Below are 22,963 nucleotides of genomic sequence, written 5' to 3'. Positions count from 1 at the left end.
GCCGGAAAAGCTGGCGTTGCCAGCCAGTGCAGCACGCGAAAAACTGCCGTACAACAACCAGCGTACAGGTGCGGGCAGGAAAACCTCGTACTTTCGCCCTTCTTTGCTGGTGTGCCCTTGTCCTCTGCCTCGTCCGCTGTGTCCTGTTTTCTACCGTTGCCTGCCGGAGCCGAGCAGTATGCGCTGCGGCTGGTAGCGGCCGAAGCGGCGGAACCGGTGCTGCCTCCCGCTTACACGCCCTGGCTATACCACACGGCCCGGCACATGGCGCTGCAGTCCAGCCCCGGGGAGCGGCTGCATTTTTTTCTGGAAGAAGCGGCCCCAGGCTGCACGGTAGCACAGCTGTCGGTTTTTCTGAGCCCGGATTCCGCCGTTGCCCGTAGTCCCTGGCAGGCTCCGTTCGGGGCGTTGCAAGGGGCGCCGGGCCTTCCGGCCAGGGCCTTGCGGGCTATGCTCACGGCTGTGGAGGCCGAACTGCGTACCCGCGGCACCCGGCGCTTTACGCTGCGCCTGCCGGCCTTTGCCTACGAGCCAGCTCCTACTGCCCGCCTCACTCAGGAGCTCACGCAACTGGGCTACCAGGTGGCGCTGGCCGAACTCAACAACCACCTGCCATTAAACCAGGATTTCCGGGCCCGCCTGCACGCCTCCGAGCGGCGGCGGTTGCTGAAGTGTGAACGGCACGGCCTGCGCTTCGAGCAGGAGCCGCCCTTGTTGCTGCCGCTGGCCTACGAGTTCCTGCGCCGCTGCCGCCAGGAAAAAGGCCAGGACCTCTCCATGACCCTGGAGCAGCTGCAAACCCTGTTTCGGGCGCTGCCCGACCAGGTGTTTCTGTTTTCGGTGCGAGATGCGGCCGGCGAGTGGGCGGCCCTGACCATTGCCATTCGGGTACGGGAAGATGTGCTGTATAACTTCTACCCCGCCAGTCCCCTGGCTTACAATACTTTCAGCCCGGTAGTGCTGCTAAATGCCGGCCTCCATGCCTTTGGGCAAGCCAGCGGGATGCGCCTGCTCGATTTGGGCACCTCCACGCTCCCCGAAGGCCTGAATCAGTCCCTGCTGCAATTCAAGCGCCACCTCGGCGGCGTCCCCAGCCTCAAGCTAACCCTGGAAAAGGAGCTGTTGAGTAGCGGCCTTTAGCTGTTGGCTGGTGGCTGTTGGTCGGTATTTTTTTCGCTCTGATGTAACCCGGCCCGACATCGGCCATACATTTTAACAACCAACAACCAACAACCAACAACCAACAACCAACAACCAACAACCAACAACCAACAACCAACAACCAACAAATGACCGCGCCCGATGCCCAGCCCGAACCCCGCGCCGCCGTGTTAGGCCGGTTTCTGCGTGGGTCGGCGGGCTCCGGGGTGGCCGTGGCGGCCCGCACGGCGGGGGCGTTGCTGTTGAATAAGCTGCTGGCTGTGTACGGCGGAGCCGGCGGCCTCACGCTGCTGGCGCATTTCCAGAACCTGATGGCTCTGTTCACCACCCTGCCCAACGACGGGGTACACGTGGGCACGGTGAAATACCTGGCCCCATTGCGGCCGGGTTCGGGCCGCTACCGGTCCTGGCTGGGCGCCGGCTTGGCGCTGAACGGGCTGGCCGTTGTACTGAGCGCCGGACTGTTGCTGCTGTTTCCCGGACCCCTGGTTGGGGTATTCGGGGCGGGAGCGGGCTGGTTGGGGCTATTTGTGATGGGCCTGGGGCTGTTGATTGGGAACGCCTGGGTGGTGACGGTGCTGCTGGCGGCTGGCCGGCTGCGGGCCTACGTGGGCCTCACGGTGCTGCTGAGTGCCCTGGGGCCGGCGGCCGTGGGGGCGGTGCTGTACCGGGGTGGCTCGGTTGCGGTGGCGCTGCTGGCCTACCTGCTGGCCCAGGGCCTCACGCTGCTGCCGGCTGTTTGGGTGGCGGGCCGGGCCGGGCTGCTGCCCCGGCTGCGAGGCCGCGTAAGCCGGGTGACCCTGCGCGGACTAGGCCGGTTTCTGCTCATGGCCCTGAGCGTGCTGCTTTTTTCGAAAGCCGTGGATTTCAGCCTGCGTGAGCTGCTAATCCGGCAATTCGGCCTGGCTGCCACCGATTTGTGGCAGGCCGTGGCCAAGCTCTCCGATAATTATACCATGGTATTTTCGGCGGTGATGAGCAGCGTGTACTACCCGCGGCTGGCGGCCCTGAGTAGCCGACCTTTGGAGCGGGCCCGCTTTGTGCGTACCGTGCTGGCCCTGCTGGCACCGGTTCTGGCGGTGGGTCTGGGGCTGCTGTGGCTGCTGCGGGGCTGGCTGCTGCCGTTGCTGTTTGAGCCCCGCTTTGCCGCCGCGGGTTTTCTGCTGGCCCCCCAGCTGCTGGCCGACTGGCTGAAGTTTCTCACCTGGCTGCTGCTGTTTCTGCTCACGGCCCAGGCCCGGGTGGGGCGCTACGTGGCGGTGCAGGCAGTTTCGGCCGCGGCGTTGGGCGGGCTACTGGTTGTGCTGCTGCCCCGTTTCGGGCTAGTGGGTGCGCCCCTGGCCCAGGCCGTGCGTTACGGGCTGCTGCTTGGCTGGTGTCTATGGTACTTCCGGCGGGAAATATGGGGAAAATAGGCCTGGCGGAAGTAGCCCCGCGAAGCCGCCAGAACGGGTAGCCTCCGGAACTGTGCTCCGGCTCGCGTCAGAAGGTAATCAGACCCAGAAGAACGTGTACCTCAAGCATTCCGCTGGTCCATACAAGAAGGTAAGTAGCCTCTTGCGCGGGCCGAAGTACAGCTTCGGGGTACCACTTCTAACAGCTACGGGACGCCCGTTCTAACTGCGCACAGCCTGGGGTTCCAAGCTCGTTCGGGAGCCTTTGTATCTTGCTGCCGAATGCCTGCCTCCAACCTCCCCCTCGTTACTATTGTGGCTCTGTGCTACAACCACGCCCGGTTTCTGGAAACGGCCCTGGAGTCCATTCGGGCCCAGACCTACCCGCACCTGGAGGTATTTCTGGTAGATGACGCCAGCACCGACGGCAGCCCCGAGATATTGCGTCGCTACGCCGCTGCCTACCCCAGCTGGCACCTGCGGCTGCTGCCCCACAACAGCGGGAACTGCCAGGCTTTCAACTCCGCTTTTCGGGAGGCAAAAGGAGATTTTATCATTGATTTTGCTACCGATGATGTGCTGCTGCCCGAGCGGGTAGCCCAGCAGGTGGCGGCCTTTGCTGCAGCTGGCCCCCGCTGCGGTATGGTATACTCCGATGCAGAGCTCATTGATGAGGAAGGCCACCATGTGCGCTACCATTTCCGCCGCGACGCCCGGGGCCAGCTGCACCCGCGCCCGGCCAGTGGCCCGGTTTTCGCCGAGGTGCTGGCCCGTTACTTCATCAGCACGCCCACCATGCTTATGCGCCGCGCCACGCTGGCGCAGCTGGGTGGCTACGATGAAACGCTGGCCTACGAGGATTTCGACTTCTGGGTGCGGGCCAGCCGCGACTGGGACTTTCAGTTTCTGGACCTTGTAACCACCCAAAAGCGGCTGCACCCGCAGGCCATGTCGCGCAAGGGATACCGCCCCCACGACCCCTACCTGCGCTCCACCATTCGGGTGTGCCAGAAGGCGCAGGCGTTATGCCGTACCGATACCGAGCGGGCAGCCCTGGCCGTGCGGGTCCGTTGGGAGTTGCGCCAGGCTGTGCGGTACCGGAATTTTCCGGAGGCCCGGGCTTTGTACTTGCTGCTGCAGGAGCTCCGCGCCGTAGGTCCGCTGGACTGGTTGTTGGGGAACCTGGCCAGATTCTGAAGGAAGCCGCAACGGCACAGCTGTTACGGGAGAGTGGCCGATGGTGCTGAAGGCTGCAAAAAATGTTCGGACGGTGATAAGGGGAGCAGGTGGAAGAATACCTTCGTCAGTGTCCGCCGTGTCAGGAACAGTCTCATCACTTATTACCTCCCAGCTCCACCTCATACAGCTCCACGCGCCCATCCTGCGCCAGCAGTCGGCGCCGGGGGTACCAGTTCAGCACCGAATCGGGGGAGTAGCGGATGAGCTTGCGGGTTAGCTCGTCGTTGCTGAGGGTGGCGCGGTTCAGCAGCAGCCAGGCGTGCTCAGCCGGTGCCAGGCGCACCGAGTCGCGGGCCCAGTAGCGGCGGTACTGCAAGCCCGGCGGCACCCGGAAGCCGTAGAGAAAGTCGTAGTTGCCGATGAGGTAGTCATCGACCAGCACCGTACCCCGGCCCAGTCCCGATAGGTGCTGCCGGACAATGCGCTCCTGAGCAAAATGCTCCGAAACAGAGGGCTTGCGCATGAAGTACACCGGCCGGATGGCCAGGGCCAGAGCCAGTACCAGTACGGTAGCGCCAGCCAGGGCGGATGTACCGGTCCGGAGCCCCTGCGGCCAACGTGGTCGGCCGCTCCCCGCCGCTACGGCCAGCAGCCACAGCCCCGGCCCCGCGTACACCACCGACAAAGCATTGTGCAACCACGTGGCCAGCCCTAGTAGCAGCAGCCCGGCGGCCCAGAGGCGCCACCCGCCATCCTGCACCACCCGCCGCAGCCCAAACCCGGCGGCCAGGGCCAGCGGGGGCAGCAGGGGAGTGGTCATGCGGGGGAGCAGGGTAATTGGGTTGTAGCTGCTCAGGGACGTGCTGCCCACCCAGTACAGCACCAGGGTGCTGCCCGCCAGGGCCAGCCAGAACCGCCGGTCGGGGCGCTCGGGGGTGGCAGTTGGCGGCGTTCCGTTGGCCAGGCCCGCCAGCACCAGCATCAACCCCAGGCCCGCCCCTACAAAAAAATGCAGGGGTTGCCAGGTGATGCGGGCCAGCAGCGCCGCCCGGTTTCCGGCCAGGTAGTTGCCTTCTTTCAGAAACTCGTTGGTGTGCTCGATGAGGTGGATGCGGTAGAGGGCGTCGCCGGTGTAATGCCAGTACAGCCCCAGATACCCCAGCAGCAGCACAACTCCGGTACCCACTGCCACCAGCCAGAATCGCCCGTTCCGACGGTGCCAGGCATCCAGGCCCAGCACCCCCAGGTAAAAAGGGAGGTAATACACAATGGTTTCCTTGCTGAGCAGGGCCGCCATATTCAGCAGGGCAAACCCCGCGCCCCACCAGCCCGCCCGCCGGTCCGGCTCCCGACCCCGCAGCAGCGCGGCCGCGCAGGCCAGGCACCAGAACATCAGAATGTTGTCGGGGTAGAGGTAGTTGGTGAGGTTGAGGGTAAAGTAGTGCAGCCCCAGCAGCAGCATGGCACCAGCGGCCACCACCGGCTCCCGGCGGCGGTACATCCGCCAGATGAGGGCAGCACAGCCCAGCGTAGCCAGTAAGGGCCAGAGCGTAGCACTGATAATGTTGAGCCCGAACAGCTGAAAGAACACTGCCACCGGCCCAAAAATCAGATACCGCTCCTTCAAGGGGTCGTGCAGCAAGCCCTGGGGGTCAGGTTCCAGCCGAAAGGTGCCGTTTAGCAGCTGGTGAGCGTAGCGGGAATAGTAGTAGTCGTCCAGTGCATACAGGCCTTCGTGGGTCAGCAGGAAATAAGCCACGGTCAACAGTACCACAAACAGCAGCGTCCAATCGGGCAGGCGGGTCAGCATTCTATTCACCGGGGCAAGATAGTGACGAGGGGATGAGGTGAGTAGTGGGTAGTAAGTAATGAGTAATGAGTATTGAGTAGGAGAACGTCATTCCGAGCGAAGCCGAGGAATCTCGCGTGCTGATGGTGCAATAGTAACTAGCCGTAACCGCTCCATAGCCCAGGGTTTAAACTCTGGGCTAGCGAATCGCCCGAACGAAGCGGTAGAGATGCTCCGCTGCGCTCAGCATGACAATTATCACCACAGCGGCAGCACGCGAGATTCCTCGGCAAGCTCGGCATGACGTTCTCCTTCTCACTACCCACCTGTCACCTATCTTGCAACTCATGTCACATCGTCGCCTGGTTGTTCTGCTGCTGCCGTTGCTGCTGTTGCTGGTAAGCGGAGCGGTATGGGGCTGCTATTTTGAAACCAACGACGACCTCACCATCGTGGCCCTGCTGCGGGGCGAAACTGCCGCCGCTCCGGTTTCCGATCTGTACCTCTATTTCCATGGTTTCGCCGGGGTCTGGAGCCGGCTGTACCCCACCGCGCCTCTGGTATCCTGGTATGGCCTTACCCTCTACGGGCTGCTCTACACAGCTACCGTGCTGGCGTTTGCCGTGCTCTACCGGTTGCTGCGGCCAGCCGCCGGCCGCTGGGGGTTGGTGGCGGTACTAGTGCTGTTTTGGGGCGTGGCGTGGCTGGAGCATGGCCTGTGGTTCAACTATGTGCGGGTGCCTCTGCTGCTGGCCGGGGCCGGGGTGCTGTTTGCCGCTCAGCGGGCCCCGGCGCGGGGGGCATTGGCGATAGGCCTGCTGGCTTTTGGCCTCAGCTGGCTGATCCGGCCCAGCGCGGCGCTGCTGGGGGGCGCTGCTGCCTTGCCCGGGGCGTGGTGGCTGAGCGGCCGCCGCAGCCTGCCAGTATTGGCCGGAGCCGCAGCCTGGGCGATGCTGGGCGGACTTTGGCTCAACCTTACCTGGAGCCCCGCTGCGGCTACCTTCCGTCGCCTCGATGTGCTTAAATCCAACCTCAACGACTTCCAGCTGACGGCGCCGCCCCCGCGTCCGCTTTCCGCTGCCGATAGCCTGGGCCTGGCCGCCGTCCGGCAGTGGATGCTGGCCGATTCTGCCGTGGTCAATGAGGCCCTATTCGCTCGGGTTGCACCGATTCGGCCGGGGTATTTTCTGTGGGAAACTGCCCCCACGAAGCTACTGGCGCTGCTCCGGCAGCTCCCCCGCGACTATTTTCCGCTGCTGTTGCTAGTAGCTGCCACTTGGGCACTGGTGGCCCGGCGGCCCGGCGGCCGTTGGTTCTGGGCGGTGCAGCTAGGCTATACCGGGCTGGTACTGGGGCTGGGCGTGGTGCTGAAACTGCCGCCCCGGCTGGCCCTGCCGCTGCTGGATTTCTGGGTTATCAGCAACCTGATTTTCGTGTTCGGCCGGCAGCCCGTTCCGCGCCATGCAGTGGCGGTGCTGCTGGCCGTACTGGTGGCGGCGGCGGTGCCTTACGGCCTCAAAACCTGGCACCGCAGTATCGTACTGGCTGCGGAGCAGCAGCGCAACAACCAAACACGCGAGCAATTGTCGCAGCTGGCAAAACGTGCTGATGTAGTGGTGACGGACCTGTGGGAGCAAACGTACAAGGCTGGTTCCCCTTTCCAGGAGGTATTGCCCTCGGCCGTTGGCGGCCGAAATAAGCTGACAAACGCACCATTGCGGGTATCTGTAATAGGCTGGCAAACCCTACACCCCTCACAGCCTGCCCTGCGTCAGCACCTCACTGGCTCCCGCAACTTCACGGAGGCGTTGCGGCGGCTGGGGCAGCGCCCCAATGTAGCCTGGCTACTCTCTCCCGAGGGGGCAGCCCTGCTCAACCGCCAACTGGCCTTGCGCCAGCAGCCAGGTCAGCCTCTCATGCAGCTTGAATCAGCCTCTGCCAACCGCCTAACCTGGAAAAATGCTATGCATGCATACCAATTTCGTGTAAAATTCCTGCATTCATCTTCGAAAGCCAAAATTTTGTAGTCCACCCTGGACTTATTCCGCCTATGACGGGGTAGGGGAGCTATACCTTTGATGTTGCTAGTACCTTTTTCCTCCCATTACCATGATTACCGCCTCCGTCACCTCGCGCTCCGAAGTTCTCCAGTACATGGAGGGCTTTGTGAAAGAAAACCTGGGCTCCTTCCTTAAAAGTGTGGATAGCAGCTGGCAGCCCGCCGACTTTCTACCCGATTCCCGCCTCGATACCTTCTTCGATGAGGTAAAGCTTCTGCGCGAGCGGGCTAAGGAGCTCAGCTATGATCTGCTGGCCGTACTCATCGGCGACACCATCACGGAAGAAGCCCTGCCCAACTACGAGGCCTGGTTTCATGAGCTGGACGACCTGAACCGGGACCCCGACAACGGTTGGGCCCAGTGGATCCGGGGCTGGACGGCCGAGGAAAACCGCCACGGCGACCTGCTCAACCGCTACCTCTACCTATCGGGCCGCGTGAACATGCGCGAGTTTGAGGTGAGCACCCAGTACCTCATTGCCGATGGCTTCGACCTGGGCACTGCCCACGACCCTTACCGTGCCTTTGTGTACACCAGCTACCAGGAAACGGCTACCAACCTCTCGCACCGCCGCGTGGGCACCCTGGCCCGCAAAGTAGGGGAAGATCAGCTCAGCAAAATCTGCGGGATGATTGCCGGCGACGAAACCCGCCACGCCCGCGTGTACAAAACCTTCGTGGAGAAGATTTTTGAGGTGGACGCCTCCGAGATGATGCTGGCCTTTGAGGACATGATGCGCAAGAAAATTGTGATGCCCGCTCATTACATGCGCGAAATGGGCGTGGATATCGGCAAGACGTTTGGCCACTTCACCGACGCGGCCCAGCGTCTGGGCGTATACACCAGCCACGACTATACCGATATTCTGGATACGCTGATTGCCGACTGGAAAATTGACCAGATTACCGGCCTGACTGGTGCCGCCGAAAAGGCCCGCGAATACATCATGGCCCTGCCCAACCGCCTGCGCCGCGTAGCCGACCGTATGCCCGTTCCCAAGCTGGAGTACAAGTTCAAATGGATTGAGTAGTCCGTACTACTTGGTTAGCTGCCCCTGGTACTCAGAACGGAAATCAACTGCCAAAAAAAATCCCCCGCAACAACCGTTGCGGGGGATTTTTCATATGCTCTAAGCTCTTACTTGGCATCCATGGACTGGCCCATGATCAGCTTGCCGCTGGGGTCCAGGGAGTATTCCACGGTGCGGGTGCTGGCTGCCTGAGAAGCATCGGCTGGTGTCACTGGGAACGTGCGCACCAGCTTATTGCCGCTGATCTGGTAAGTATCCTGACCGGAGTAGCCTTGGCCGGCCGTGCCACCGGGCGTGCCCGGGAAAGTGATGGGCGTGTAACCCCGCTCCCCAAACTCGTAGGCATACAGGCCGCCGTTGGCTTTCTTGTTGTCGGTCATGATGTACAGTTCAGGCTTACCATTGCCGTTCAGGTCGCCGGAGGCAATGTTGGTCACAGCTCCGGTTACTTCCGCCCGCAGCGGATCAATGGTTTGGGCCGAGCCCCGATAGGAGCGGATGCTTACCACGCGGGGCTCCTGGGAGCCAAACGTTTTCACTGTAAAGCGGTAATCACCCTGGGTTACTTCCCGGTTAAAGCTCACGTCCCCTTCGTCAACGGTCGGAGCAGCCGGTACACTATCGGAGGAAGCTTCACTGGTTACCTGGCGGGTTGAGTCGCAGGCCGTGAGCGAGGCGGCTACCACGCCGGTAGCCAGCAACAAAAAGGAAAATGAGGTACGCATGGGTAGTAGGGAGATTAGGGAAGATGCTTCGATACACTCCGGCACTCACCGGAGCTCAGTTTCATCTAGGGGGAGTTCGGCAGTTGTAAACGCAATGTAGATAGATTGAGTTGTATTTTTTTCACTATGTATTGATTAAATAACTGCTTCCCGTGCCTACTACCTGCTGTATCAGGAAACTCAACCGTAGTACCCCGCTACCCCTGCTCCCGCTTGGCCGTGCTCAAGGCAGTATCTGCACCCCTTTCCAGAATGCTACCCGGTTTTTAATGGCTCCGGCCGCATCTTTAGGCTCGGGGTAGTACCAGGCTGCATCTTTGTTCACCTCGCCGTTTACGCGCAGGGAATAGTAACTGGCCCGGCCCTTCCAGGGGCAGGAAGTATGCGCAATACTATCTTCGAAGTATTCACGTCGAATGGAGTCGGCCGGGAAATAATGGTTGTTTTCCACTACTACGGTGTCGGCACTTTCGGCCACTACCGTGTCGTTCCAGATGGCTTTCATAAGAGAAATCAGGTGATGAGGTAAAGGTGGAAGGATGAATTACTCCCTACTGAACATTGCCCCCCCGCCCGTTGTTCTACGTACTCACCCCCTTCCATATGTCTGCAGGCTTTCGTTTTCGTGACTTTGTGCCCGAGGAGTCGGGTAATACGGGCTTCGACTCCCTTTTTAAGATATTTATGCAGCTGGTTACCATCACCAGCGGCGACGTGAGTGAGGCTCTGCAATGGCTAAACGAGCTGGATAAGCAGTACGGTCTCACCAACGACGAGTACGGCATGGGCGACTTTATCGATGACCTAAAGAAAAAAGGGTACATCGATGAGAATCCCCAGGAGCCGGGTGCGTTCAACATCACGGCCAAAAGTGAGCAGAACATTCGCCGCTCGGCCCTGGAGGAAATCTTCGGCAAGCTCAAAAAATCGGGCACAGGCAACCACCGCACCCCCCACACCGGCCAGGGCGACGAGCTGAGTACCGACATGCGCGAGTTTCGCTTCGGCGACTCGCTGGAGCAGATTCAGATGACGGAATCCATCCGCAATGCCCAGCTCAACCACGGCATGGATGGCGACAACTTCATGCTGACCGAGGGCGACCTGGAAGTGCGCGAGAATGAGCACAAAAGCCAGACCTCCACGGTACTGATGATTGACATTTCGCACAGCATGATACTGTACGGTGAGGACCGCATTACGCCCGCCAAGAAGGTAGCCATGGCCCTGGCCGAGCTGGTGAAGCAGAAGTATCCCAAGGACTTCCTCGACGTAATTGTGTTTGGCAACGATGCCTGGCAGATTGAGGTAAAGGAACTGCCTTACCTGCAGGTGGGCCCCTACCATACCAATACGGTAGCTGGCCTGGAGCTGGCCCTGGACCTGCTGCGCAAGCGCAAAACGGCCAACAAGCAGATTTTTATGATTACCGACGGCAAGCCTACCTGCCTGAAGGAGCCCGGCGGCTATTACAAAAACTCCTTCGGCCTCGACCGGAAAGTGGTGAACCGCACCCTGAACCTGGCCGCCGCCGCCCGCCGCCTCAAAGTGCCCATTACCACCTTCATGATTGCCGACGACCCGTACCTGCGCAGCTTCGTGCAGGAGTTTACGGAGGTAAACCAGGGCAAAGCGTATTATTCCAGCCTGAAAGGCCTGGGCCATTTAATTTTTGAAGATTACAAGCAGAACCGGCGCAAGTCGTTGTAATTACTTCCTGTCATGCTGACGAAGGAAGCATCTTATCACGGCTGCTTTCGTCTGCACTACTTTCTACACGCGCGGCGCGGACGTGATAAGGTCCTTCGCTCTGCTCAGGATGACCACCAATTTACATGCCTTCCTACATCTCTCTCTCCTCCGCCGATTTACAGAACATCCGTACCCTGGGTGAGCTCAAGCAATCCGGCTATCAGCCCCGCTCCGTGAAACAGGAGCTGCGCGACAACCTGATTCAGCGCCTGCGCAGCAAACAGGATGTATTTCCGGGTATTTACGGCTATGAGGAAACCGTTATTCCGGAGCTGCAGCGCGCTATTCTGGCCGGGCACCACATCAACCTGCTGGGGTTGCGGGGCCAGGCCAAAACCCGCATTGCCCGCCTGCTGGTGGGTTTGCTGGATGAGTACGTGCCCGTGGTAGCCGGCTCCGAGCTGAACGATGACCCGCTGCAGCCCCTGAGCGTTTTCGCCAAGAACCTCATTGCCGAGAAAGGCGACGACACGCCCGTCAGCTGGCTGCACCGCGACGAGCGGTACACCGAGAAGCTGGCCACGCCCGACGTATCGGTGGCTGACCTCATCGGCGACGCCGACCCCATTAAGGCCGCTACGCTCAAGCTGCCGTATTCCGATGAGCGGGTGATTCACTTCGGCCTGATTCCGCGGGCCCACCGGGGCATTTTTGTCATCAATGAGCTACCCGACTTGCAGGCCCGTATTCAGGTTTCCCTGTTCAATATTCTGCAGGAAGGTGACATTCAGATTCGAGGCTTCAAGGTGCGGCTGCCGCTGGATATCCAGTTTGTTTTCACGGCCAACCCCGAGGACTACACCAACCGGGGCTCCATTGTAACGCCCCTCAAGGACCGCATCGACGCCCAGATTATCACGCACTACCCCAAGAGTCTGGAAATCGGCAAGCGCATCACCAAGCAGGAGGCCCGCATCCGGGAGGAGCAGCGCGGCCTGGTTACCACCAACGACGTGGTGCATGATTTGGTGGAGCAGGTAGCCATTGAGGCCCGCGGCTCCGAGTTCGTGGATGCCAAGTCGGGCGTGTCGGCCCGCCTCACTATTTCAGCCTACGAGCAAGTAATTGCGGCCGCCGAGCGGCGGGCCTTGCTCAACGGTGAGGCCCACACCTACGTGCGCATTGCCGATTTCCTGGGCGCGGTGCCGGCCGTAACGGGCAAGGTGGAGCTGGTGTACGAGGGCGAGCAGGAAGGTGCGGGCATCGTAGCCGAGAAGCTGATGGGCAAGGCCCTACGCACGCAGTTCCTCAACTACTTCCCTGACCCCGAGAAGGTGAAGAAGCAAAAGGACAAGCCCAACCCCTACAAGCCCGTACAGGACTGGTTTGGCGCCCGCACCATTGATTTGCTGCACGATGCCTCCGACGAGGACTACCGCAAGGTGCTGGACGTGGTGCCCGGCCTGAAGGAGATGGTGCAGCAAAGTGTACCCCAGGAGCTAAGCAAGGATAATCTGCACTTCTGGATGGAGTTTGCCCTGCACGGGATGTCGGAGCACAGCCTGATTTCGCGCAACCGCCTCACGGCCGGAGCCCAGTTCAAAGACCTGCTCAGCAGCATGTTCACCATGCCCAACTTCGGCGACGACGACGATGACGACGAGGAATACCTGTCGTCGAAGAAGCGCAAGCGCCGGTAAAAAGTCAGCAGCCCGAACCGCACGGTCCGGGCTGCTGCCGTTCTTACGGGGCTGTACACGGCCTTCCGGGCCCGGAGCCTGACCCTCTACAACAGTCGGCCCCGCTTACCAAGTGTAAGCGGGGCCGACTGTTGTAGGCGTAGCAGAAGATTACGCCTCGCTCACTACAATTTTATCGATGGTATCATTTGCCCGGATCTGGTCGATGATGTCCAGGCCTTCTACCACTTTGCCGAAGCAGGTGTGGTTGCGGTCCAGGTGGGCGGTGTTGTCGCGGGAGTGGCAGATAAAGAACTGAGAGCCCCCCGTGTTGCGGCCAGCGTGGGCCATGCTTAGCACGCCCCGCTCGTGGTGCTGGTTGCCACCGTTCAGCTCACAATCAATTTTATAGCCGGGGCCCCCGGTGCCGGGCGCGCCTTTGGCACCCTCGCGGGTATTAGGGCAGCCGCCCTGAATCACGAAATTTGGAATGACGCGGTGGAACTTCAGGCCGTCGTAGTAGCCCTTCTGGGCCAGGTCAGTGAAGTTTTTCACGGTGTTTGGCGCGTCTTGCTCGTAGAACTCGACTTTCATCACGCCCTTGTTGGTGTGGATTTCGGCAGTCTTCATCGGGAATGAAACATGGGTGGAACGGCCCGTACCTGGAGCCAGGGCCGCTGGCGGGTGCCGCCGGGGCAAAGGTAGCCAATTTGCTCCGGCCCAAACATCCATGCGGGGCAATGGTTCGTAAGCATACCGCCGGCCGCCGGCCGGTCTATGCTTTCTTTCTGTTTCACCTCTTTAACGCTTCGTCCCGCTGTCATATGAATCACCCACTGCGCTTTGCTTCTCTGTCCCTGTTTTCGGCCGCTGTGCTGGGCCTCGCCGGTTGCGGCGACAATAAAACGACGGACACTGCCACCACCCGCACCGAGTCAATGGAAACGACCGTCGATTCTACCGCCATGCTTTCAGACTCGGCCCGCATTGGGAAAAGTGAAGGGGTGATGGTAGATGGCGTACCCATGACGCCCGACAAAACCATCGTGCAGAATGCCGTAATGGCGTCGAGCGTTAGCACTCTGGTAAAAGCGGTGCAGGCCGCCGGCCTCGATGGTGCTCTAAGCGGAGCAGGTCCCTTTACTGTGTTTGCTCCCACCAATGCGGCCTTCGACAAGCTGCCCAACGGAGCCCTGGCCGGCCTGCTCAAGCCCGAAAGTAAAGACAAGCTGAAAAGTGTATTGACCTACCACGTCATTCAGGGCCGCCTGGTAGCCCAGGACCTGAAAGATGGCCAGGAGCTAACTACGCTAAACGGCGCAAAGCTGAAAATATCCGTGAAAGACGGCAAAATCATGGTTGGTAACGGCAAAGATGCCCCCGTGAATATTCAGATTCCCGATGTTATATCCAGCAACGGCGTCACGCACGTAATTGACGGGGTGGTGTTGCCGCTGGCTCAATAGTTCTCCGGATTTTACTTCCTGATTGAGTGGAAAGGCCTGGCTGCTTCAGCCAGGCCTTTTTTACTTCCGGTTGTCGTCGGCCGCCAGCATACTGAGGTAGCTGTCGTAGCGGGGTAGGGCAATACGGCCTTTCTCTACGGCCTCGCGCACGGCGCAGCCTGGCTCGTGCAGATGCTGGCAGTTGTGGTAGCGGCACTGGTTGAGCAGGGCCCGCATTTCGGGGAAAAAGTGAGCCAGTTCGCCCGGCTTCATATCCACCAACCCCAGTTCCTTGATGCCGGGCGTATCGATAAGATAGGTGCCGGGCCGCACTTCCAGCATTTCGGCAAATGTGGTAGTGTGTACGCCCTTATCCGAAAACTCGCTGATTTCGGCCGTCTTAAGCTCCAGATCAGGTACCAAAGCATTGATAAGCGTGCTTTTACCTACCCCCGAGTGGCCCGACAGCAACGACACCTTTCCATCCAGCAGCGCATCAATATCGGCCACACCTTCGCCGGTGTGGGCGGAGCAGCGCAGACCCGGGTAGCCAACCCGGGCGTACATCTTCAGAATCTGGTCTTGGTAATCGGCCAGGTCTTCGTCGTAGAGGTCGGTTTTGTTAAAGAGCAGCGTCACCGGAATACTGTACGCCTCGGCCGTTACCAGAAAGCGGTCAATAAAGCCAAACGACGTGGCCGGAGACGCCAGCGTCACCACCAGCAGGGCCTGGTCGAGGTTGGCGGCTACGATGTGGGCATGCTCGCTCTTATGCACCGAGCGGCGGATGATGTAGTTGCGCCGGGGCTCAATATGATGAATAACGCCGGCCCCCTCGGTCTGCTCTTCCACCGTAAAGTCTACCTGGTCGCCCACGGCCAGCGGGTTGCTTACTTTCAGGCCTTTGTGCTTGAATTTGCCCCGCAACCGGCACCGGTGCAGCTGCCCCGCAGGCTCCCGCACCACGTACCAGGAGCCGGTTGATTTAACGATGGTTCCGGTCATGGAAGAGTAACTGAGAAGGAGGGTAACTGAGTACTGGGCAACTAGGTAAGAAAAGTTGGGTGGAGAAGTAGTGGTGACGGGTAGCTGACTACGTTGTCAAGCATGTAACCGAGGCAGAAGAATTGGGTGGAGAATAGCATAGCGGTGTGGGTTGCTCTGGCATCAGAGCAATTCCTTGGTTACTCTGCTACTCTCTCTATCCACTGCATAATTTTGCCGGTAGCGCCGCTGTGGTCATGCACGTAGTCGAGGCTGAGGTCCTGCACCTGCAAGCGGGCTTCTTCGCGGTGGTAGAGGGGCCCAAAGGCCGTTAGCAGCTCATCGGCAGAGGAAATGGGAAAGGCGCACCCCAGCTCCACCAGGTCGCGGGCTTCCTGAAATTTATGGTAGGTCGGTCCGAAAAACAAAGGCAATCCGAAGGCGGCAGCTTCCAGGGTATTGTGGAGCCCTTTTCCGAAAGCCCCACCCACATAGGCAAAATGCCCGAACCGATAGAGCTGGCTTAAAAGGCCCACATTATCCATGAGCAGCACGCGGGCCTGGGCTATGGCCGCGGGAGTGGCCTGGGAATACCGCACCACCTGCCCCGGCAGCGCGGCCTCTACCTGCCGCAGGGTAGCTTCCTCAATTTCGTGAGGTGCTACAATGAAACGTAGCTCCGTCTGGTACTGGCGTAGCAGTGGGGTCAGCACGGCAATATCCTCGGGCCAGCTGCTGCCAACAATCAATACCGGGGTCCAGTCATCCGTAAACGCATCTACCAGCGGCAGCGGGCGGGGCGGGGCCGTAGCGGTGCGCACCACCGTATCGAAGCGGGTGTCACCGGCCACGCTGGCCTGCGAGATGCCCGCGCCGCGCAGCAGGTCCACGGAGGATTGGTTTTGGGTGAAAATATGGGTAAACCGGCTCAGCGTCCGGCGGAAGAATCCGCCCCACGGCCGGAAAAACACTTGGTCTGGCCGGAAAATAGCCGAAACGCAGATGGTAGGCACCTGCTGTCCTGCCAGCTCCGTCAGAAAATGGTACCAGAACTCATACTTCACAAACACGGCCAGTTGGGGCTGCACGGCATCCAGAAAAGCGCGGGCGTTGGCGGCCGTATCCAGGGGCAGGTAAAACACGTAGGCCGCGCCGGGCCAGTTGCGGCGCACCTCATAGCCTGAGGGCGAAAAGAACGTTAGCACGATCTTATGGCCAGGGTACTGCGCCGCGTAAGCTTCCATCAGCGGCCGGCCCTGCTCAAACTCGCCCAGCGAAGCGCAGTGAAACCACACCAACGGTGCCGTTTCGGCGGCCAGTGCCGCCCGGATGTGGGCCAGCAAGCCCCGCCGCCCGGCCGTCCACTGCGCCGCTTTGGGCGCAAACGGAGCCGCCAGCCGCAGTAGCAGCGCGTAGAGGTGCAAGCCAATAGTATACAGAAAGCGCAAGGAATACGGCTTAGGTCGTGGGGCGTAGGGGTGGGGCAAGCAACTGGTTCATGCGGTAGTTGGTGAGCCTGACTCCACGCACTACAAGCTCCTGCTCCCGCTTAAGGCGGAAGCCGTGATGGGAAAAAAATGGCCGGGCCGTGCTGCTGGCATCGGTGTGTACGCCGGACAAGCCCAACCGGACGGCCTGCTCCAGCAGCGCCGTCAGGAGCTGCCGGGCAATACCCTGGCGCTGGTGGGCAGCACTCACGAACAGGAAATCCAGGTAGCCGTCGGAGGCCAGGGAAGCAAAGCCGCCCAGCGTATCCGGAGTGGCTTCAGCCACCAGAAAGTACTGCTGCTCAATCTTCGCCGCCCAGCCCGGTAGGTTCTGCCAGCCGGCCCGCCACGCGGCCACCTGCGCCGGTGTGTAGTCGGCGGCGTTTACCTGCGTGATGGTATCATAGAACAGCTGCCCGATGCGCGGAGCATCGGCAGCCGTGGCCCGGCGGAGTAGCATGGCGCAAAAGTACAGTCTTCGCCCCACTATACCAGAAAAAGGCTCCGCTGTAACCCAGCGGAGCCTTTTCAGTGAGGTGGTGAACGGGTGAAATGGTGAATTTAACGTGCTGCTTGCGCCACTAGGTATGGCCAAACGTCAAACTCACCATTTTACCCGTTCACCATCTCACCACTTAGTGCGCGGCGTGCTTGCCGAGGTAGTTGGCTACTCCTTCGCGGGTGGCCGACATGGCTTCTTTTCCTTCCTCCCAGTTGGCGGGGCATACTTCGCCCTTCACCTCAAAGTACTGCAGGGCATCCACCATGCGCATGGCTTCGTCGATGCTGCGGCCCAAAGGGCCGTCGTTTACCACTTGGTGGCGCACAATACCATCTTTGTCAATCAGGAACAGGCCCCGGTAGGCCAGGGGCGAACCTACGAAGGTCATTTCGCCGGCCTCGTTGTAGTCGTAGTGGCCGCCCAGCACGTCGTAGTTGGAGGCAATGGTTTTGGTCGCATCGGCCACCAGCGGGTATTTTACGCCCTCAATGCCGCCATTGTCGCGCGGGGTCTGCAGCCAGGCAAAGTGCGAGAAGTGCGTGTCGGTGGAGCAGCCTACAATGGCCACACCTTTGGCCTCAAAATCGGCCAGCCGGTCCTGAAACGCAATAATTTCGGTGGGGCACACGAACGTGAAGTCGGCGGGGTAGAAGTAGAAGATGACGTGCTTCTTGCCCAGATATCGGTCGAGGGAAAAGTCCTCTTCAAATTCGCCGTCAATAACGGCGGTAGCTTTGAAAGAAGGAGCACGTTTACCTACGAGAACTGCCATGAGTAGATGAAAATGGTGAAAAAAGGAAATGAGATGCGGCTAGCCAGCTGCCGACAAAAAGAGAAGAGTACATTGTCTGCCCGAAGCCGTAACCGGCTTTTACTGGAGCTTGTCGCCCGTAATATGCAGGGAGAAGGAGTGGGGCTGAAAGTTGGCCAGGCCCTTGGTGGCAAAAAACTCCCGGATAAGCTTATCCAGCTGCGGGTCGCAGTAGTCGATGATTTCCTGCGTATTGGTACAAAACAAATGGTGGTGCTCGGTGCAGTCGGCGTCGAAGCGGCGGGAGCCGCCCTCGGCTGAGGCTACGCGCTTGGTAAGGCCGGCCGCCACAAACGAGTCCAGGGTTTTGTATACCGTGCCCAACGACAAAGACGGTGCCTGCTCTGCTGCCCGCCGGTGTACCTGCTCGGCCGTGGGGTGGCCCGGCAGTACCAGCAGGCACTCCAGAATCAGCAGGCGTTGCTGCGTGGCCCGCAGCCCGGCACCGGCAAGCCGCTCACGCAGGTGGGCGGGGGTTGGAGCCGGATGAAGAGTGTCAGATGGAGTGCTCACAGCTAAGAATAATTCTCCGCAAAGATAGGGCTATAAGCTACGGTTCGGCAAAATTGTTTCATGTACTGCCCGTTGTACCACTGGCAGCCTGCTTGCTCCGCGGCGCCTAGCGGCCGGGTAGCCCTATTTCACAAACTCGTTGGGGCCACCCCGGCACACAAACTGAAACGTCTGGCGGGTGCGCTGCTCCAGCAGCAGTTCCCGGCCCTCGGTTAGCCGCCGGATGCTGGCCGCGTCGTAGTTTTTGATGGTGTACAGCTCCAGCCCGGTGTTGTAGTGAATGGTGAATTGGTCGCGCAGCAGCGCCAGCAGCTTGTCCAGCCGAAAGGCCGAAAAATCGGTGCACACTGAGAAGCTGATGGCCGAGTTCTGCATCAGATGAATTTTGAGCCGCGCCTGCGCCAGGGCCCCGAAAATTACCTCCAGGTTTTCCTCCGAAATAAAGGTGAGGTCCTTGGACTCAAAGGACACCAGGCACTGTCCCGTTTTGCGGATAAAGGCCGGTACCAGCAGCCCGTGGCGGCAGTCGTGAATGAGTGTGCCCTCGGCCGCGGGATCCACAAACGACTTTACCCGCAGCGGAATGTGCTTTACGGCCAGCGGCTTAATGGTTTTGGGGTGAATAACGGAGGCACCATAGTAGGCCATTTCAATGGTTTCCTGGTAGCTGATTTCCGGGAAGCGCACCGTATCGGCAAATATCTTGGGGTCGGCATTCAGCAACCCGGCCACATCCTTCCAAATAGTCACCGACTCGGCTCCGAGGCAGTAGGCCAGAATTGCAGCGGTATAGTCGGAGCCCTCCCGGCCCAGGGTGGTAGTCTGGCCGCTGGAAGTACCTCCCAGAAAGCCCTGCGTAACCACGGGGCCATGGGCCAGCTGCGCCGGTACTACGGCCCCGAGTAGCCGCTCGGTAGCCGGCCAGGCCACCCGGCCTTCCCGCCAGGTATGGTCCGTCCGAATCAGGGGGCGGCAGTCCAGCCACTGCGCCTGCAGGGCCCGGGCTACAATGCGCGTGGCCAGCAGCTCCCCGTAGCTCACCACCTGGTCGTACTGCTTGTCGAAGTCGCCGGGCTGCAGCGTAGCCAGGCGGTCCTGCAGCTGCTCCAGCAGCTCCGTCAGGGCCGGGGTGCCGGCCGCCTCATCGGTAACGCCCAGCTCGGTGGCCACTTGCAGATGAAAATCCCGCAGTACCGCCAGCTGGGGGCCGTAGTCCTGCCCGGAATGGGCCAGCTGAAACAGTTCCTCCAGCGCGTTGGTGGTTTTGCCCATGGCCGATACCACCACCAGCAGGGGGCCGGGCTGGCCGTAAGTCTGGGCAATCTGCCTCAGGTTGCGGATGGCGGCGGCATCCTTCACCGAGGCCCCGCCAAACTTGAAAATCCGGAGTTGCTGCGTTTCCTGCATGGCCCAAATGTAGCGCCAAGTGGCCTGTTGCGCCTAGTTACCCAGCAAAAGGCTCTCGTAAATGCCAGAAAAACTAAGTAGCGAAATTTCGCTTTGGCTCAGCGCAAATTGGTTAATTTTGCCCTTTGCCACCCGCATCTTTCCCACTCATGCCCATGACCAACCACGACAAACTGGCCCTGCCCGTTGGTACCACCCTGGACCGCTTCATTATGCGCAAGCAGGAAGATTTTCCCTACGCCACCGGGGAACTCTCTCAGCTGCTGCGCGATATTGCCCTGGCCGCCAAAATCGTAAACCGGGAAATCAACCGCTCCGGCCTTATTGATATTGCCGGCGCCTATGGTAACCGCAACGTGCAGGGCGAGGACCAGCAGAAGCTCGATGTTATTGCCAACATTCGTTTTATTCGGGCTCTGCGCAACGGGGGCGAGGTGTGCACCATCATTTCGGAAGAGGATGATGAGATGATTCAGACCGGCAACCTGCAGGGCAAGTACGTGGTGGCCATTGACCCCCTGGATGGCTCCAGTAACATTGATGTCAACGTCAGCATCGGCACCATTTTCAGCATTTACCGCCGGGTGTCGCCCACCGGTACGGAAGGCACCACCCAGGACTGCCTGCAAACCGGTACTCACCAGGTAGCGGCCGGCTACGTTATATATGGCTCCAGCACCATGCTGGTGTATACCACCGGCAACGGCGTCAACGGGTTTACCTACGAGCCTAGTCTGGGCGAGTTTTTCCTTTCTCATCCCAACATCCAAACGCCCAGATCGGGGGCTATCTACTCCGTGAATGAGGGCAGCTCCGAAACGTTTTCGGAGGGTATGAAGGGCTTCGTGGCTTACTGCAAGGAGCAGAACTACTCGGCCCGCTACATTGGCTCCCTGGTGGCCGATTTCCACCGTAACCTGCTCAAGGGTGGTATCTATATGTACCCAACCTCCCGCAAAGCCCCCAACGGCAAGCTGCGCCTGATGTATGAGTGTAACCCGCTGGCCTTCATAGTGGAGCAGGCCGGAGGCAGGTCCAGCAACGGCCGCCGGCGTACTCTCGAAATCGAACCCCATGATCTGCACGAGCGGTGCCCCCTCTTTATTGGCTCGCCCGAGTTGGTGGAGAAGGTAGAGGAGTTTTTGGCACCCGAGTTTGCCTATGACGCCGTGCTGAAAGAATAGCGCCCCGCCGGCGGCTGCCGGGCAGAGCCGTGCCCGGAAGGCGTAAAAGCAACGCGAGCCACCCAACTTGGGTGGCTCGCGTTGCTTTTACGCCAGGCCGAAAGCGTATGTTATTCGGCTTTCTTGCGGGTGGCTTTCTTAGCGGGTTTGGCTTCACCGGCCTCCGGGTTGCCGGCGGCATTGGTTTCGGCAGCCGCCGGAATAATACCGGCCGTGCTCAGGGCCTCATCGGCCGCTGGCTCATCCTTTTTGGCAGCTTTCTTTTTGGCCTTGGGCTTTTCCTCAGTTGGTTCCGCAGTTGGGGCCTCTTCCTCCTGGGCCGGTGCCTGGTATTCCAATGCCTTGCTTACCACCCGGTACCACTGCACCAGCTTCTTGATATCGGACATGTACACCCGCTCCCGGTCGTAGTCGGGCATAATGCCGGCCATGAAAGCCGACAGGTCCCGGTCGTCCGATTTGTTGGTGACGGCCAACTCCGGGCCGTGCTGCTGATAGATGCGGTCAAACACCTCCGACAGCGGCACCGTCTGGTCGTAGTCCTGGGTGTAAATGGAAATTTCCTGCAGCAGAGACACCTTGTTGCGGGCCGAGGCCACGGAACGGGTGCCCTTCTCGTCGAGGGCTTCAATGATGACGCCGGCACGGGTAGGCTTTACCAGGCGGTACAGACCGGGCATTCCGCTGATGGCGGCAATTTCCTTGAGGTCAAAAGGCATAAACAGGTAGCAGTTGTTGAAGGTGCGAAGTTACTCAGTTGCGGCGGCTTGGCCCGGGGCCGGCAGCTTAAAGGTGACGGGCAGGCTGGTCAGGATGGCATAATCGGGCTTGTTGAACTTGAGCAGGCGCACTACGCGCAGGGCTTCCTCGCCGCAGCCGCCGCCAATGTTCTTCACCAGCTTAATACCCGACATGGTACCGTCGGTATTCAGGGTGAAGCTGACGATGCACTGGCCCTGAATGCGGTTGCGCCGGGCCATAATCGGGTACTTCAGTTCCTTCTCAATGAAGGTATACAGGGCATCCTGCCCACCCTCATAGTACTCGGCCACCGGAATGGCCTTAGGCCGGGCCGGGGCCGCCGGAGCCGCCTCGTCGGGGGCGGCAGCTGTTTCGGGCGTGGGCCCGTCAGTTTTCACTTTAACCTTGGTTTTCTGGGCCAACGCGGGGGCTGAGCAAGCCAGGAGCCCGATACCCAGCAGAAAAGCAATTTTTTTCATGTGAACAGAAGCAGAAAAAAGCGGAAAACACGGTGGGCAAGTGCCCGCCGGAGCCTGGCAATTACGAGGCCAATCTACGCATTATCGGGCGTTTCGGCGTACTGCCGGTTGATGTCCTCGATAAAGTTAAGCACCTCCTCCCGGCCGGTTTTCTCCTCCGCCGAGGTGATAAAATGCCGGGGTACCTCGTCCCAGGTTTCTTCCATCTTGCGCAGGTAGTCCACCACATTTTGCTGCGTACGGGAGCCAGATTGTTTATCGGCTTTCGTAAATACCAGCACAAACGGAATTCCTTCGGTGCCGAGTTGCTCCATAAATTCCAGGTCTACGGCCTGCGGGGTATGGCGCGAATCAATGAGCACAAATACGCACGCTAAATTTTCCCGCTTGCGCAAATAATAATTAATCATGCGCCCCCATTTAGCGCGGGCATCTTTGCTGACGCGAGCATAACCGTAGCCCGGTAAATCCACCAGATACCAATTATTATTAATGATAAAATGATTGATTAGCTGAGTTTTACCCGGTAGAGAAGAGGTCTTGGCCAAGCCCTTGTGGTTGGTCAGCATATTAATAAGCGACGACTTCCCCACGTTGGAGCGCCCGATAAAGGCGTACTCCGGCAAGGTAGGCGCAGGACAATCCTCCACCCGGGAGTTGCTCATCAAAAATTTAGCCTCTTGGATATTCATGCGTTCAAG

22 protein-coding genes are annotated in these 22,963 nt (G+C 60.0%); 9 read left to right on the top strand and 13 right to left on the bottom strand.

Translation table 11 applies throughout. From position 1 onward, the window contains the following. Nucleotides 1–138 precede the first annotated feature (138 nt). The 3 genes from EI290_RS07910 (at nt 139) to EI290_RS07895 (ending at nt 3,752) form a co-directional block, all read left to right on the top strand. Nucleotides 139–1,140 (top strand): GNAT family N-acetyltransferase, encoded by a 1,002-nt coding sequence (locus tag EI290_RS07910; RefSeq protein WP_125428461.1) that lies wholly within the window; start codon nt 139–141, stop codon nt 1,138–1,140. 149 nt (nt 1,141–1,289) lie between these two features. Then, entirely contained in the window at nt 1,290–2,576 is a 1,287-nt protein-coding gene (locus EI290_RS07900; protein WP_185816897.1) for an MATE family efflux transporter, read from the top strand. Between the two features lie 261 nt (nt 2,577–2,837). Beyond that, complete coding sequence (locus tag EI290_RS07895; RefSeq protein WP_125428455.1) at nt 2,838–3,752, top strand: glycosyltransferase family 2 protein; 915 nt, start codon at nt 2,838–2,840, stop codon at nt 3,750–3,752. A 136-nt stretch (nt 3,753–3,888) separates the two neighbouring features. On the opposite strand, the gene EI290_RS07890 is transcribed toward EI290_RS07895, so the two are convergent. After that, nucleotides 3,889–5,544, bottom strand: coding sequence for an ArnT family glycosyltransferase (locus EI290_RS07890; RefSeq protein WP_246008897.1), 1,656 nt, complete (start codon nt 5,542–5,544; stop codon nt 3,889–3,891). Between the two features lie 326 nt (nt 5,545–5,870). Between EI290_RS07890 and EI290_RS07885 the strand changes: the two genes are divergently transcribed. Beyond that, nucleotides 5,871–7,550 (top strand): hypothetical protein, encoded by a 1,680-nt coding sequence (locus EI290_RS07885; protein WP_125428451.1) that lies wholly within the window; start codon nt 5,871–5,873, stop codon nt 7,548–7,550. Nucleotides 7,551–7,632: 82 nt separating this feature from the next. Continuing rightward, a complete protein-coding gene (locus EI290_RS07880; RefSeq protein WP_125428449.1) occupies nt 7,633–8,613 on the top strand; it encodes an acyl-ACP desaturase in 981 nt (326 codons plus the stop codon). Between the two features lie 107 nt (nt 8,614–8,720). On the opposite strand, the gene EI290_RS07875 is transcribed toward EI290_RS07880, so the two are convergent. Beyond that, nucleotides 8,721–9,338 (bottom strand): hypothetical protein, encoded by a 618-nt coding sequence (locus tag EI290_RS07875; protein WP_125428447.1) that lies wholly within the window; start codon nt 9,336–9,338, stop codon nt 8,721–8,723. 223 nt (nt 9,339–9,561) lie between these two features. Next, a complete protein-coding gene (locus EI290_RS07870) occupies nt 9,562–9,843 on the bottom strand; it encodes a DUF427 domain-containing protein (protein WP_125428445.1) in 282 nt (93 codons plus the stop codon). Nucleotides 9,844–9,941: 98 nt separating this feature from the next. Here EI290_RS07870 and EI290_RS07865 point away from each other — a divergent pair, with 98 nt between their 5' ends. After that, nucleotides 9,942–11,048: a vWA domain-containing protein gene (locus EI290_RS07865; RefSeq protein ID WP_125428443.1), complete on the top strand. Its 1,107-nt coding sequence runs from the start codon at nt 9,942–9,944 to the stop codon at nt 11,046–11,048. 125 nt (nt 11,049–11,173) lie between these two features. Further along, the gene (locus tag EI290_RS07860; RefSeq protein WP_125428441.1) at nt 11,174–12,730 is read left to right on the top strand and encodes a sigma 54-interacting transcriptional regulator; all 1,557 of its coding nucleotides are present in this window, start codon (nt 11,174–11,176) and stop codon (nt 12,728–12,730) included. A 150-nt stretch (nt 12,731–12,880) separates the two neighbouring features. On the opposite strand, the gene EI290_RS07855 is transcribed toward EI290_RS07860, so the two are convergent. Then, nucleotides 12,881–13,339: a peptidylprolyl isomerase gene (locus EI290_RS07855; protein WP_125428439.1), complete on the bottom strand. Its 459-nt coding sequence runs from the start codon at nt 13,337–13,339 to the stop codon at nt 12,881–12,883. A gap of 194 nt (nt 13,340–13,533) precedes the next feature. On the opposite strand from EI290_RS07855, the gene EI290_RS07850 reads away from it, so the two are divergent. Further along, nucleotides 13,534–14,175 (top strand): fasciclin domain-containing protein, encoded by a 642-nt coding sequence (locus tag EI290_RS07850; RefSeq protein WP_125428437.1) that lies wholly within the window; start codon nt 13,534–13,536, stop codon nt 14,173–14,175. A 60-nt stretch (nt 14,176–14,235) separates the two neighbouring features. Here EI290_RS07850 and rsgA read toward each other — a convergent pair whose 3' ends face one another. From rsgA to EI290_RS07820, 6 genes are all read right to left on the bottom strand, one after another. Then, nucleotides 14,236–15,159, bottom strand: a complete 924-nt coding sequence (gene rsgA, locus EI290_RS07845; protein ID WP_125428435.1) for a ribosome small subunit-dependent GTPase A — start codon at nt 15,157–15,159, stop codon at nt 14,236–14,238. A 179-nt stretch (nt 15,160–15,338) separates the two neighbouring features. Continuing rightward, nucleotides 15,339–16,586, bottom strand: coding sequence for a 3-deoxy-D-manno-octulosonic acid transferase (locus tag EI290_RS07840; protein ID WP_125428433.1), 1,248 nt, complete (start codon nt 16,584–16,586; stop codon nt 15,339–15,341). Nucleotides 16,587–16,596: 10 nt separating this feature from the next. Further along, the gene (locus EI290_RS07835) at nt 16,597–17,085 is read right to left on the bottom strand and encodes a GNAT family N-acetyltransferase (protein ID WP_125428431.1); all 489 of its coding nucleotides are present in this window, start codon (nt 17,083–17,085) and stop codon (nt 16,597–16,599) included. Nucleotides 17,086–17,260: 175 nt separating this feature from the next. Further along, on the bottom strand, nt 17,261–17,899 hold the full coding sequence (locus EI290_RS07830) for a peroxiredoxin (RefSeq protein ID WP_125428429.1): 639 nt from the start codon (nt 17,897–17,899) through the stop codon (nt 17,261–17,263). 99 nt (nt 17,900–17,998) lie between these two features. Continuing rightward, nucleotides 17,999–18,451, bottom strand: a complete 453-nt coding sequence (locus EI290_RS07825) for a Fur family transcriptional regulator (protein WP_125428427.1) — start codon at nt 18,449–18,451, stop codon at nt 17,999–18,001. 123 nt (nt 18,452–18,574) lie between these two features. After that, nucleotides 18,575–19,858 (bottom strand): aspartate kinase, encoded by a 1,284-nt coding sequence (locus tag EI290_RS07820; RefSeq protein ID WP_125428425.1) that lies wholly within the window; start codon nt 19,856–19,858, stop codon nt 18,575–18,577. Nucleotides 19,859–20,013: 155 nt separating this feature from the next. Here EI290_RS07820 and fbp point away from each other — a divergent pair, with 155 nt between their 5' ends. Next, nucleotides 20,014–21,042 (top strand): class 1 fructose-bisphosphatase, encoded by a 1,029-nt coding sequence (gene fbp / locus EI290_RS07815; RefSeq protein ID WP_125428762.1) that lies wholly within the window; start codon nt 20,014–20,016, stop codon nt 21,040–21,042. A 110-nt stretch (nt 21,043–21,152) separates the two neighbouring features. Here the strand turns inward: fbp and EI290_RS07810 are convergent, their stop codons facing one another. The 3 genes from EI290_RS07810 to yihA form a co-directional block, all read right to left on the bottom strand. Beyond that, nucleotides 21,153–21,761, bottom strand: coding sequence for a DUF5606 family protein (locus EI290_RS07810; RefSeq protein ID WP_125428424.1), 609 nt, complete (start codon nt 21,759–21,761; stop codon nt 21,153–21,155). 30 nt (nt 21,762–21,791) lie between these two features. After that, nucleotides 21,792–22,262, bottom strand: a complete 471-nt coding sequence (locus EI290_RS07805) for an energy transducer TonB (RefSeq protein WP_125428422.1) — start codon at nt 22,260–22,262, stop codon at nt 21,792–21,794. A gap of 74 nt (nt 22,263–22,336) precedes the next feature. After that, entirely contained in the window at nt 22,337–22,954 is a 618-nt protein-coding gene (gene yihA, locus EI290_RS07800) for a ribosome biogenesis GTP-binding protein YihA/YsxC (protein WP_125428420.1), read from the bottom strand. Nucleotides 22,955–22,963 lie beyond the last annotated feature (9 nt).

This window comes from Hymenobacter metallilatus (assembly GCF_003944705.1).
Classification (GTDB): Bacteria; Bacteroidota; Bacteroidia; order Cytophagales; family Hymenobacteraceae; genus Hymenobacter; species Hymenobacter metallilatus.
Note: the sequence above shows the minus strand (reverse complement) of the source record. Positions and strands in the feature narration are given on the sequence as shown.